General features: G+C 61.6%; 13 protein-coding genes and 1 tRNA gene. 10 read left to right on the top strand and 4 right to left on the bottom strand.

Going from position 1 to position 12,938, the window contains the following annotated elements; translation table 11 throughout:
- Positions 1-182: helix-turn-helix domain-containing protein (locus tag KSY82_RS09660; protein ID WP_254881803.1), on the bottom strand; the 182-nt coding region annotated here is incomplete at its 3' end.
- Between the two features lie 350 nt (positions 183-532).
- Here KSY82_RS09660 and aroF point away from each other — a divergent pair.
- The 9 genes from aroF to KSY82_RS09615 all read left to right on the top strand — a co-directional run bounded on the left by aroF (position 533) and on the right by KSY82_RS09615 (position 9,694).
- On the top strand, positions 533-1,555 hold the full coding sequence (gene aroF / locus KSY82_RS09655; RefSeq protein ID WP_217751066.1) for a 3-deoxy-7-phosphoheptulonate synthase: 1,023 nt from the start codon (positions 533-535) through the stop codon (positions 1,553-1,555).
- Between the two features lie 2 nt (positions 1,556-1,557).
- On the top strand, positions 1,558-2,472 hold the full coding sequence (locus tag KSY82_RS09650) for a prephenate dehydrogenase (protein WP_117564237.1): 915 nt from the start codon (positions 1,558-1,560) through the stop codon (positions 2,470-2,472).
- A gap of 36 nt (positions 2,473-2,508) precedes the next feature.
- The gene (aroB, locus tag KSY82_RS09645) at positions 2,509-3,615 is read left to right on the top strand and encodes a 3-dehydroquinate synthase (protein WP_217751065.1); all 1,107 of its coding nucleotides are present in this window, start codon (positions 2,509-2,511) and stop codon (positions 3,613-3,615) included.
- Positions 3,609-4,928 carry a 3-phosphoshikimate 1-carboxyvinyltransferase gene (aroA, locus tag KSY82_RS09640; RefSeq protein WP_195234019.1) on the top strand — a complete coding sequence of 440 codons (1,320 nt, stop codon included), beginning with the start codon at positions 3,609-3,611 and terminating at the stop codon, positions 4,926-4,928. Before aroB ends, aroA begins: the two co-directional genes overlap by 7 nt.
- Before the next feature lies 1 nt (position 4,929).
- Positions 4,930-6,027: a chorismate synthase gene (aroC, locus tag KSY82_RS09635; RefSeq protein WP_217751064.1), complete on the top strand. Its 1,098-nt coding sequence runs from the start codon at positions 4,930-4,932 to the stop codon at positions 6,025-6,027.
- Positions 6,028-6,197: 170 nt separating this feature from the next.
- Entirely contained in the window at positions 6,198-7,343 is a 1,146-nt protein-coding gene (gene pheA / locus KSY82_RS09630; RefSeq protein ID WP_217751063.1) for a prephenate dehydratase, read from the top strand.
- Positions 7,344-8,594 (top strand): shikimate kinase, encoded by a 1,251-nt coding sequence (locus KSY82_RS09625; RefSeq protein WP_217751062.1) that lies wholly within the window; start codon positions 7,344-7,346, stop codon positions 8,592-8,594.
- 64 nt (positions 8,595-8,658) lie between these two features.
- On the top strand, positions 8,659-9,096 hold the full coding sequence (gene aroQ / locus KSY82_RS09620; protein WP_217751061.1) for a type II 3-dehydroquinate dehydratase: 438 nt from the start codon (positions 8,659-8,661) through the stop codon (positions 9,094-9,096).
- 130 nt (positions 9,097-9,226) lie between these two features.
- Positions 9,227-9,694, top strand: a complete 468-nt coding sequence (locus KSY82_RS09615) for a DUF4869 domain-containing protein (RefSeq protein WP_217751060.1) — start codon at positions 9,227-9,229, stop codon at positions 9,692-9,694.
- Positions 9,695-9,882: 188 nt separating this feature from the next.
- Here KSY82_RS09615 and KSY82_RS09610 read toward each other — a convergent pair.
- From KSY82_RS09610 to KSY82_RS09600, 3 genes are all read right to left on the bottom strand, one after another.
- A tRNA-Arg gene (locus KSY82_RS09610) sits at positions 9,883-9,959 on the bottom strand.
- Positions 9,960-10,011: 52 nt separating this feature from the next.
- Complete coding sequence (locus KSY82_RS09605; RefSeq protein ID WP_117763046.1) at positions 10,012-10,779, bottom strand: ABC transporter ATP-binding protein; 768 nt, start codon at positions 10,777-10,779, stop codon at positions 10,012-10,014.
- A gap of 11 nt (positions 10,780-10,790) precedes the next feature.
- The gene (locus KSY82_RS09600) at positions 10,791-11,636 is read right to left on the bottom strand and encodes an ABC transporter permease (RefSeq protein WP_368042058.1); all 846 of its coding nucleotides are present in this window, start codon (positions 11,634-11,636) and stop codon (positions 10,791-10,793) included.
- Positions 11,637-11,796: 160 nt separating this feature from the next.
- On the opposite strand from KSY82_RS09600, the gene KSY82_RS09595 reads away from it, so the two are divergent.
- Positions 11,797-12,765 carry a glycosyltransferase family 2 protein gene (locus KSY82_RS09595; RefSeq protein WP_217751059.1) on the top strand — a complete coding sequence of 323 codons (969 nt, stop codon included), beginning with the start codon at positions 11,797-11,799 and terminating at the stop codon, positions 12,763-12,765.
- The last annotated feature ends 173 nt before the right edge of the window (positions 12,766-12,938 follow it).

Raw genomic sequence — 12,938 nt, 5'->3', positions numbered from 1 at the left:
CGCGGCCACGCGGCCAGGCGCGGGCAGGCCGCCGACAGGTCGGCGGAGGCGTCCACGCGCTCGCCGCGCCTGGACTTCGGCGCCGTCACGAACCTGTGCGACGCCACCTCGGCGCTCACCGTCGAGGGCGACCTGCCCAGCTCCCTCGCGATCTCCCTGCACGAGGCCCCGCGCTCCAGCATCCTCTGGACCGTGTCCCGCTCGTGCCTCGTGAGCCTTCCGTAGGCCCTCGGGACCGCCCTCGCGGAGCCCCTATTCTTCTTTCCGGACATGCCGTCCTCCGATCTCCCGGGGCCGGCCGGTCCGGCCCTCAGGGTATCGGGTTCCCACATTCATCCGCACATGTGCGGATGAATGTGGGAAGTGTTCGGATGAAGTTGATAATCAAGGATTCCGAGGAAGACGCGGCGCAACGGCCCACTTTAGAAGGCAAAAGCGAGTCGGATAGTATAAACTTTCATGCACCATATATACACGGCTCGCGATGCGAGCCGTTTTTGCAAAAGTTATCCATCGAGGTGAGAGGCACACCATGATTGCAATTTTAAAACAGAGCGCCAGCGACGAGGCCGTCGGCCATATCGTCAGCTGGATTGAGAAAAAGGGCCTGAAGACCGATGTCTCGCGCGGCGAGAACGAGACGATCATCGGCCTGGTGGGCGATACGACCAAGATCGACCCGTTCCTGCTCGAGTCCATGGATGTCGTCGAGCGCGTGCAGCGCGTCTCCGAGCCTTTTAAGCGTGCCAACCGCAAATTCCACCCCGAGGACTCCGTCATCGACTGCGGCCACGGCGTCAAGATCGGCGGCGATCAGTTCCAGGTCATCGCCGGCCCCTGCTCCGTCGAGGGCGAAAACCTCATTCGCATCGCACGCCGCGTAAAGGCCGCCGGCGCCACGATGCTGCGCGGCGGTGCCTACAAGCCCCGCACCTCCCCCTACGCCTACCAGGGCATGGGTCCCGCCGGCCTCGACCTGCTGTGCGAGGCGTCTGCCGAGCTCGACATGCCGATCGTCACCGAGATCATGGACCCACGCGACGTGCAGGTCTTCTTGGACAAGAAGATCGACGTCATGCAGATCGGCGCCCGCAACGCCCAGAACTTCCCCCTGCTCAAGGAGGTCGGCAAGACCCAGACCCCGATCCTGCTCAAGCGCGGCATGTCCGGCACGATCGATGAGCTGCTCATGGCCGGCGAGTACATCATGAGCGAGGGCAACGACAACGTTATCCTGTGCGAGCGCGGCATTCGCACCTTCGAGACCCGCACCCGCAACACCTTCGACCTTAACGCCGTGCCGGTGCTGCACCACCTGACGCACCTGCCAGTCGTAGCCGATCCCAGCCACGCCACCGGCTACACCCGCTACGTTGAGCCCATGGCGCTCGCTGCGACCGCCTGCGGTGCCAACGGCCTGGAGATCGAGGTCCACGACGAGCCGAGCCGCGCCTGGTCCGACGGCGCCCAGGCCCTCACCCCCGATCAGTTCGACGACACCATGCGCCGCATCCGAGCCATCCGCGAGGTTGTCTGCCAAGAGACCATGGAGTAGCCATGGGTACGGTGAGAAACGCGCGCGTTAACCAGGGCGGCCCCAAGTGCGCCGGCATCGTCGGCCTTGGCCTCATCGGCGGCAGCTTTGCCCGCGGCTATGCACAGGCAGGCGTCCGCGTGCTGGCCTGGGACCCCGATGACGATGTCATGACGGCCGCCAGCATGGGCACTGTCGCCGGAGAGCTCAACGATAAGACACTCGGCGAATGCGACATCATCGTCCTGGCTTGCTACCCCGAGGCCTGCATCGAGTGGCTCGAGGCGCATGCCCAGGCACTCGCCGACGCCACCGACACCGAGGCCATCATGGGGCCCGTGGTGATCGACACGGTGGGCGTCAAGGGCATCGTGTGCGAGCGCGCCTTTGAGCTTGCCCGCGAGCACGGCTTTTACTTTGTGGGCGCGCACCCCATGGCGGGCACGCAGTACTCGGGCTATGCGCACTCCCGCGCCGACCTGTTCCAGGGCGCGCCACTCGTGCTCGTGCCGCCCGCGGTGGACGATGCGCTCAAGCTGGAGCTTTTGGGCCAGGTGCGCGAGATGGTGCGCCCCTTGGGCTTTGGCAAGTTCAGCGTGACCAGCGCAGCCGAGCACGACCGCGTCATCGCCTTCACGAGCCAGCTTGCGCACGTGGTATCCAACGCCTACGTCAAAAGCCCCACTGCCCAGGTCCACCACGGCTTTTCGGCCGGCAGCTACCGCGACCTCACCCGAGTGGCGCACCTCAATCCACAGATGTGGTCTGAGCTCATGATCGACGACGCCGACGCGCTCGCCTTCGAGATCGACCATCTGATCGAGTCGCTTGGCGCCTACAGCCGTGCGCTCAAGGACCGCGACCAGCGCTATCTGGAGAATCTCCTTGCCGAGGGCGACCGCATTAAGCGCGCACTCGACGACGAGGCCTCCCACTAGACCACCTATCACGCCAGGTCGAAAGGACCGAAGCTTATGGCGATTACCATCGATATCGACACTGCACGCCCCTACCAGGTGCATGTTGGCACGTTTTTGCTGGAGCAGGCGGGACCGCTCGTGCGCGCCGCTGCCGGCGGTACCAAGGCCGTCATAGTGACGGACACCAACGTGGGCCCGCTCTACCAGATGCCCGTTAAGCAGAGCCTGGAGGCGTCAGGCTACGAGGTGAGCATCTGCACCTTCGAGGCCGGCGAGGCCCATAAGCGCGCCGAAACCTATATTGCCATTTTGGAGTTTGTGGCCGAGCACGAGCTTTCGCGCTCCGACGTGATCGTGGCACTCGGCGGCGGCGTCGTGGGCGACGCGGCGGGCTTTGTGGCCGCCACCTACATGCGCGGCTGCAAGTTTGTGCAGATCCCGACGAGTCTGCTCGCCATGGTGGATTCGTCGGTGGGCGGCAAGACCGCCATCGACCTGGCTGCCGGCAAGAACTTGGCCGGCGCCTTTTGGCAGCCGAGCGTGGTTATCGCCGACGTGGGGTGCCTGGCCACCCTCACGCCCAAGCAGTTCGCCGACGGCTGCGGCGAGGTTGTGAAACACGCCGTGATCGCCGACCCGGAGCTTTTCGCCGAACTGGAGAAGACCCCGCTTACGCTTGAGCTACTCAACCGCGATGTGGCCCGCGTAGCGCTCATCATCGCCCGCAATATCGACATCAAGCGCGCCGTGGTCGTCGCCGACGAGCGCGAAACCAACCAGCGCAAGCTCCTCAACTTTGGACACAGCGCCGGACACGCCGTCGAGGCCTGCGAGCACTTTGAACTCGGACACGGCAACTGCGTGTCGATCGGCATGGGCATTATCACGCGCGCCGCAGCGCTGCATGGCATTTGCGACGCCGAGCTGCCGGGGCGCATCGAAGAGCTCTGTGCGCGCCACGGTCTCAAGACCCGCTGCGACTTGGATGCCGACGCCGTCTTTGCCGAGGCGCTGCACGACAAAAAACGCACCGGTGACACGATCGACCTGGTGATTCCGCACGGCATCGGCCGCTGCAGCATCGACCGCACGCCGCTTTCCACCTTCCACAATTTAATTGCCGAGGGCCTCGGCCAGAAGGGAGACGCTTCCGCATGCTAGCCCGCATCACCCCGTCCCCGCTCAAGGGCACCGTTCCCGCCATCGCGTCCAAGTCGATGGCGCACCGCCTGATCATCTGCGCAGCACTCGCCAACGGTGAGACACACGTCGCCTGCAATACCACCTGCGCCGACATCGAGGCCACGGTCCGCTGCCTTACGGCACTCGGCGCCCGCATCGAGACCGTCGAGGACGGATTCCAGGTCCATCCAACCATGAAGAGTATTGAGTTTGGCCTGCTCAAGGCACTTGCCGGCGGCACGCTCGACTGCGGCGAGAGCGGCTCCACGCTCCGCTTTATGCTGCCCGTCGCCTGCGCGCTGGGAGCAGAGGCCACATTTGTGGGCCAGGGCCGTCTGGGCGCCCGCCCGCTCTCCCCGCTCTCGGACGAGATCATCGCCGCCGGCTGCGACCTGCAGGGTCTGGGCGGCTTTCCGCTCAAGACGAGCGGCCGCATGCGCCCGGGCACCTTTGTGCTGCCGGGCAATGTGAGCTCGCAGTACATCTCGGGCCTGCTGCTGGCGGCCCCGCTGCTGTCCCAGCCCTCCTGCGTGCAGGTGACCGGGCTCATCGAAAGCCGCCCCTACATCAACCTCACGATCCAGGCCATGAAGGCCTTCGGCGTCGAGGTCAACGTCGAGCGCATCCCCGCCAAGAATGGCAAGCCCGAGGTCACAAACTTCCGAGTGAGCAGCGGCTCGTACCGCACGCCCGGCAGCGTGGCCGTCGAGGGCGATTGGTCCAATGCGGCCTTTTGGCTGTGCGCTGGCGCCATCGGCTCCGACCCCATCACCGTGGAAGGCGTATCGCTGAGCTCCGCGCAGGGCGACCGCAACGTGCTCGCCGCGCTTTCGCGCTTTGGCGCCCGCATCGTGCGCTCCACCAACGCCGCCACCGTGCAGTCCGACAAGCTCGCCGGCTTCGAGATGAGCGCCCACGACATTCCCGACCTGGTACCCGTCATCTCTGCCGTGGCATCGCTGGCCCAGGGCCGCACGTTCATCCGCGACTGCGCCCGCCTGCGCATCAAGGAATCCGATCGCCTGGTCACCACCACCCGCGAGCTCACCGCGCTGGGCGCACAGGTGCGCATTGCCGGCGACGACCTCATCATCAAGGGCGTCGATGCCTTTACCGGCGGCGAGGTCGATTCGCACAACGACCATCGCATCGCCATGATGGCCGCCATCGCCGCGAGCCGTGCCACCGGCGAAGTCGTGATCCACGGCGCCGAGGCTGTCAACAAGTCCTATCCCGATTTCTTCGACCACTACCGCCTGCTGGGCGGCAAAGTCACGCTCGAGGAGGAATAGCATGTCCTCGACCTTTGGCAACGTATTGCACCTGAGCATCTTCGGCCAGTCGCACTCCCCCGCCATCGGCTGCTCGCTTGATGGCATACCCGCTGGCATTGCCGTTGACCAGGAGCAGCTACAGGCCTTTTTGGATCGTCGCGCCCCCGGTCGCGACGAGACCGCAACCAAGCGCCGCGAGGCCGACGCCGCACACATCATCGCCGGCGTGGTCGATGGACACACCACCGGCGCACCCATCGCAGCGATCATTGAGAACACCAACACGCGCTCCAAGGACTATTCCGAGCTGCGCCGCAAGCCCCGTCCGGGACATGCCGATTACCCGGCGCGTGTAAAGTACCGCAACATGCACGATGTCGCCGGCGGCGGGCACTTCTCCGGCCGCCTGACGGCCCCCCTGTGCATCGCCGGCGGTATTGCGCTGCAGGCACTCGAGGCCCGTGGCATCAAGGTCATGGCGCACGTCGCGCAGATCGGTGGCATCTCCGACCTGCCCATGGATGATATGGTCTATCGCGAGGCTGACCGCAAGGCGATCCTTACAAATGACCTGCCCTGCATTGACGCCGCTGCTGCCGGCCGCATGCGCGAGGAGATTCTGGCCGCGCGCGACGAGCTCGACAGCATCGGTGGCATCGTGGAGTGCGGCATCTACGGTCTGCCTGCAGGCATCGGCGACCCCATGTTCGACGGCATCGAGAACCGCATCGCGCACATCGCGTTTGGCATTCCCGCCGTAAAGGGCGTGGAGTTTGGTATGGGCTTTGCCGTGGCCGCCATGCGCGGCAGCGAGAACAACGACCCGTATCGTATCGATGCCGAGAACGGCAAGATCGAAGTCGAGTCCAATAACGCCGGCGGTATCTTGGGCGGCATCTCCACCGGCGCGCCCGTCATGTGGCGCATGGCCGTGAAGCCGACGCCCTCCATCGGCCGCGAGCAGCAGACCGTAGACATGGACGCCATGGAAAATGCCGAGCTCTCGGTCCACGGCCGTCACGATCCCTGCATCGTCCCCCGAGCCGTCCCCGTAGCCGAGGCAGCCGCGGCGCTCGCCATCTGGGACGCCCTCCTCGAGGACGCCGCCCAGCTTTAGTCCACCCACCCCAAGGGTAGTTAATTTGGGACGGGGCTATTTTAGCTACCCCCATATACCGGTTCATATTTGCCCTGGCACCCATCGATTCGCCGACAGTCAAAGGGTAGCTAAAATAGCCCCGTCCCAAATTAACTACCCCCGCACAATGATTCACGAAAGGGGTCCCTATGGACCTTGCTGACATCCGCCAGGCCATCGATGGCATCGACACCACGCTCCTCAACAGCTTTATCGAGCGCATGGACATTGCCACCGAGGTTGCCAAATCAAAGATCGAGATGGGCAAGGCCGTCTTCGACCCCGCCCGCGAGCGCTCCAAGCTCAATAACCTCGCCAGCCGCGCACCCGAGCGCTACGAGGCCCAGACGATCACCCTGTTCCGCCTTCTCATGAGTATGAGCAAGGCCGAGCAGCAGCGCTACATCAACGAGCTCACGGGCATCACGGTGTCGCAAAAGGCCCACGCCACGGCCACGGCCTTCGATACGCCCTTCCCCCAGACGGCCTCCGTTGCCTGCCAGGGCGTGGAAGGCGCCTACAGCCAGATCGCCGCGTGCAAGCTCTTCGACGTACCCGACATCGCGTTCTTCGAGACCTTCGAGGGCGTCATGCGCGCTGTGCGCGACGGCTTCTGCGAGTTTGGCGTGCTGCCCATCGAAAACTCCACCGCCGGCTCGGTCAACGCCGTCTACGACTTGCTCGCCCAGTTCGACTTCCATATCGTGCGCTCGCTGCGCCTCAAGATCGATCACAACCTGCTCGTCAAGCCCGGCACCAAGCTTGCGGACATACGCGAGGTCTACAGCCACGGTCAGGCCATCGCGCAGTGCGCTAGCTTTATCGAGGCGCACGGCCTGCACGCTACCAAGTACCCCAACACGGCCATGTCGGCCGAGATGGTCGCCAGCTCCGAGCGCACCGATGTTGCCGCCATCGCATCGCGCAGCTGCGCGGCACTCTATGGCCTGGAGGTGCTGGAGCCCAACATCCAGGACTCGGACAACAACTACACGCGCTTTGTCGTCATCAGCCGTGAGCCGCGCGTCTATCCCGGCGCCAACCGTACCTCGCTCATGCTCACTACGGCCAACGAGCCGGGCGCCCTCTACCGCGTACTCGAGCGCTTCTACGCGCTCAATATCAACCTCATCAAGCTCGAGAGCCGCCCCATCCCCGGTCGCGATTTTGAGTTTATGTTCTACTTCGATCTGGACTGCCCCTTTGGCAGCAAGGCCCTCGACGACCTGCTCGACTCAATCGACGACGTGTGCGAGAGCTTCACCTACTTTGGCAGCTACACGGAGGTGCTCTAGATGACCGATACCGCCGCAACCCGCCCCTACGGCGTACTGGGCCGCGTGCTGGGCCACAGCTACACCCCGACCATCTACAAGGAGCTCGCAGGACTCGAGTACGTGCGTTTTGAGCGCGAGCCCGAGGATCTGGAAGCTTTTATGACGGGCGACGAGTGGGAGGGCACCAACGTGACCATCCCCTACAAGCGCGCCGTCATGGAGTACCTGGACGAGCTGAGCCCACTCGCCGAGCGCATGGGCAACGTCAACACCATCACGCGCCTGGCCGACGGCCGTCTGCGCGGCGATAATACTGACTACTTTGGTTTTCAGTGCCTGGTCGAGGAGTTGGGGGTTGAGGTTTCCGGCAAGAAGGTCCTCGTGCTCGGCGCCACCGGCGGCGCCGGCACTACGGCCAGTATGGTGCTGGGAGACCTGGGCGCCATCGTCGTACCCGTGGGTCGCACGAGCGAGGTCAACTACGGCAATATCGCGCAGCAGTCCGACGCCGCCCTGCTCGTCAACTGCACGCCCGCCGGCATGTTCCCCCACTGCCCCGACGCGCCTTGCACGCTCGAAGGGCTCGATGCGCTCGAGGGCGTTATCGACATTGTCTACAACCCCGCCCGCACGGGACTCATGCTCGAGGCCGAGCGCCGCGGCATCCCCTGCATCGGCGGCCTGCTCATGCTCGTGGCCCAAGCGGCGCAGGCTGTCGAACGCTACACCGGCCAAGTCACCCCGCGCGAGCGCATCCTGGACGTAACGGAGCGCCTGTCACGCCGCGAACAGAACATCGCGCTGATCGGCATGCCGGGTTCAGGCAAGACCCGCGTGGGTGAGCAAGTCGATGTGCTCACGGGCCGCGAGCACATCGACTTGGATCACGCGCTCGAGGAGCGTCTGGGCATGCCCTGTGCCGACTTTATCGTCGAGCGCGGCGAGGCGGCCTTCCGCGAACAGGAGACGGCTGCGCTGGCCGACATCTCCAAGCGCAGCGGCCTGGTGCTCTCCACCGGCGGCGGCGTGGTCACACGCGACGAGAACTACCCGCTGCTACACCAGAACAGCCAGATTGTGATGCTCAACCGCAAGCTCGACGAGCTCGCCCACAAGGGCCGCCCCATCACCGCGCGCGACGGCATCGACAAGCTGGCCGAGCAGCGCATGCCGCGCTACCGCGCCTGGGCCGACTACATCATCGACTCACGCGACTGCGCCGCCAACACCGCCCAAGCCCTCCTCGAGACCCTCCAACCCGCTCTCTAACCAAAACCACCACAAAGGGGACAGGCACCTTTGTGGTGGTTTCTCGACTGCAAAGGAAGCAACCATGAAAGCACTCGTCATCAACGGCCCCAACCTCAACATGCTCGGCATTCGCGAGCCGGGCATCTACGGCAACGACAACTACGACCGCTTAGTGCAGATCTGCCAGGAAGCGGGCGCCGCACAGGGCTTCGAAGAAGTCGAGGTCTTCCAGTCTAACCACGAGGGCACCATCGTCGACAAGATCCAGGAGGCCTACGGCAAGGTCGACGGCATCGTCATCAACCCGGCGGCCTACACGCACACAAGCGTCGCGATCCTCGACGCACTCAAGGCCGTCGCCATCCCGGCTGTGGAGGTCCACATCAGCGCCGTAGAGACGCGCGAGGACTTCCGCCAGGTAAGCTACGCCCGCCTGGCCTGCTTCGCCACCATCACCGGCGAGGGCCTGCAGGGCTACGCCCACGCGCTGGAGCTGCTGAGGGAGCATCTCGAAAAGTAGCCTCGCGAGCAAATCCATCAACGCGATTCACACGCTAATAATGCCAGTGCCGCCAGCAGCAACCTCGCTACTGGCGGCACTTTATTACTGGCATATAATCATTGCAGTCACACAACGTCTGGAGACGCGCATGTTAAGCATCCATCTGGGGGATTACCCCGGTTCCATCTACGATACCGAAACCTATTTTAGGAACTCATACTTGGACTCATGGTTCGAAGACCCTATGGCCGCACAGATTATTAAAAGCGTGGACGGATCAGAGCTCATCGGTCCCCACAACATCGTAAGCAAACAGCTGGGCTCGATCACCCCACTCGAACTGTCCGGCGGCGTTAAGACGCTGCTGCTGGTGCGCAATCTCCCAAATATGGTGTTCAACGCATCCACCTGCGGAGACAACTGTGCCCGCTGGCTACTCAAGATCGGCAAAGAGCAGGATGTGATGGTGACCTTATTCCACATCATGAAATTCCCCTGGAAGAGCTTTGAAATCCGCATTGAAAACGATGACCGCATCGTCAGAAACATGCAGGAGTTTGTCGGCGCCACGAATGACTTTTTGGATGTTGAAGATGCGACTAGAATGCCGCACTAAGTTCTATTGCCGTAATCGCTGAATGCGGTTGCGAAAGACTTATCGGAGTGTTCGAGGGCAGAGCAGTAAGCCACGCAAAACGTTTAAAACCAAGGCTACGCCCATGCGTTGGAGTCGCTGAAAGGCCAATCCACATCAGCAAGACGAAAAAAGCCCAGACCACCAAGCGATCCGGGCTTAATAAACGATGGTGCTCCATGGCGGATTCGAACCGTCGACCTTGGGATTAGAAGTCCCCTGCTCTATCCAACTGAGCTAATGGAGCAAATAACCGCACGCCCAGCCAAACAATTCGGCCAAGCGCAAGTAATTATAACCTAGTTGAACTGCTCGCGATACGCCTTGCAGACCTCACTGACCGGGCCGTCCATGCGAAGGTCACCCTTCTCAATCCAAACGGCACGCTGGCAGATGCGCTCAACCTGCTCCATGGAGTGCGAAACGAACAGAACCGTCACGTCGCCGCTCTGGATAAAGTGCTGGATGCGGGCCTCGCACTTCTGCTGGAAGAACACATCACCGACGGACAGCGTCTCGTCAACGATCAGAATATCGGGCTCGGTAATCGTCGCGATTGCAAAGGCGATACGCGCCACCATGCCCGAGGAGAAGTTCTTAAGCGGCATATCGACAAAGTTCTGAAGCTCAGCGAACTCAATAATGCCGTCAAAGTTGGCGTCGATGAACTCCTTGGTATAGCCGAGCAGGGCGCCGTTCAGATAGATGTTCTCGCGGGCGGTCAGCTCGGGGTCAAAGCCGGCACCAAGCTCAATCAGCGGCGCGATGTTACCGTGCACCTTAACGCTGCCCTCGCTAGGCTCAAGCACACCGGCGATAATCTTGAGCATCGTAGACTTACCGGAACCATTGGTGCCAACCAGACCGACAACTTCGCCGCGATGAATATCGAACGAGATGTGCTTAAGCGCTCTAAACTCCTCAAAGAACAGCTCGTGCTTGGCAAGCTTGATGAAGTACTCCTTGAGGTTGGTCAGCGACTCAGACGCCATGTTAAAGATCATGGTGACGTCGTCGACCTCGACAGCCAGAGGCTGCTCGCTGTAATCAACAACAGATTCAGTCATCACAGCACTCCTTAGATGTAGAGGATGAACTTGCGCTCGGACTTATGGAACACGGTGTAGCCAATAACAAGCGCAAGAACCGCCCAAGCAACGCACATACCAAACGTCATAAGCGAGGGCGTAGTCTGGAACAGGAAGATATCGCGCATAAACTGCAGGTAGTTATACATGGGGTTCGCATAGACCAGAATGCGCACGAGATGCGGCATTTGCGCAACGAAGTCGGTCGTCCAGAAAATAGGCGTGATGTAAGTCCACGCCGTAATGACGACGCTCCACAGATGCATGACATCGCGGAAGAAGACCGTGAGGGCGGAGAGCATCAAGCCCAGGCCCATGCAGAAGCACATAAGCAGCAGTAGGCAGACCGGCAGCAGAATCAGGTGCCAAGAAGGCATAACGTGGAACCACAGCATAACGATGGCAACGGCGACCAGCGAGAAGGCAAAGTTGACCAACGAGAAGAGCACCTTCTGCACCGGGAAGACCCAGCGGTGCACTTTAACCTTCTTGAGCAGCGGAGCCGCGCCCACGATCGACGTCAGGGCCTGGTTCGTAGACTCGGACATGACGGCAAAGGTGACGTTACCCACGATCAAGTACAGCGGGTACATCTCGGGCGTAATTGAGCCATTGCGGCCCTGGGCGAAAATCGTCGAGAACACGATGGCCATGACGATCATCATCAGCAGCGGGTTGAGCACCGACCATGCGACGCCCAGAACGCTACGGCGATACTTGATCTTAAAATCCTTGGTAACCAGCTGACGAAGGATAAACGCATCCTTCTCAAATTCGTTCTTAGCAAACGTCGCAGGCAGACTGCGAGTTTCTTGTTGCTTTGTCTGATCCGACACGGATGCAACTCCTTTACTCGTAATCGTTGACAAACGAACAGTATAGACCCGACGACCATGCAAACGATTCACGCAACAAAACTGGAGAACTAACCCACATCTTAGGATGCCATGACCAAACGGCTATACTTTCAAGGATTGAATGTATAAGGAGCATTGAGTGAATTCTGAATCCATCGCCGTCATCATCCCCTGCTACAACGAAGCGCTCACGATCGGCAAAGTCATCGACGACTTTCACCGCGAGCTTCCGCAAGCGACGGTCTATGTCTATGACAACAACTCGTCGGACGATACCTCACGCATCGCCACCGAGCACGGCGCCACGGTCCGCTTTGAGCCCCGTCAGGGAAAGGGCAACGTGTGCCGCCAGATGTTTCGCGACATCGACGCCGATTGCTACCTGATGGTCGACGGCGACGACACCTACCCCGCCGAGGCGGCCAAAGCCCTCTGCGAGCCTATCCTCAGCGGCACGGCCGACATGACCGTAGGCGATCGCCTTTCCAACGGCACCTATGCCGAGGAGAACAAGCGTGCCTTCCACGGCTTTGGCAACAATCTGGTCCGTGCCATGATCAAGTGGATCTATGGCTACAGCTTCGATGATGTCATGACCGGCTACCGTGCCATGAGCCGCCCGTTCGTTAAAACCTTCCCTGTGCTTTCCGAGGGCTTCCAGATCGAAACCGAGCTCTCGATCCACGCCGTCGACCACCGCTGGCGCATCAAGGATGTGCCCATCGAGTACCGCGACCGTCCGGAAGGTTCCGAGTCCAAGCTCAATACCGTAAGCGACGGCATTAAAGTCGTTGCGATGATTGGCACGCTGTTCAAGGACTACCGCCCTCTGAAGTTCTTCAGCCTCGTCGCGCTTCTGTTTGCGGTGATCGGCCTCGCCTTGGGCACGCCCATCGTTGTCGAGTATTTCCAGACCGGCCTCGTTCCGCGCTTCCCCACCGCCATGCTCGCCGCGTCGTTTATGTTCCTGTGCGGTCTGAGCCTTGCGACCGGCTTCATCCTCGATTCCGTGGCAAAGGTCGAAAAAAAGCAGTGGGAGGTCAACGTGTACAGCAAATACGCCTACGATGACCAGCCCGGCAGGTCCGCCACCACGCCAAGCGAGTGAAAGATCTTCCGCAAAATACTATTGGCACCACTGCGCAGATAGCCATCAACAAGAAAAGCCGCCGTTAAAGAACGGCGGCTTTTACTCTCGAAAAGTTGATAGCGGCTAGAGCGTCTTGAGGTACTCCCCCAGCTCTTCCTCCCAGTCGGGCATGTGGAACCCGACCGACTCGA

Source organism: Collinsella aerofaciens (assembly GCF_019131995.1).
Lineage (GTDB): Bacteria > Actinomycetota > Coriobacteriia > Coriobacteriales > Coriobacteriaceae > Collinsella > Collinsella aerofaciens_S.
The sequence above is the reverse complement of the archived record's forward strand: the minus strand, read 5'-3'. Positions and strand labels throughout refer to the sequence as shown.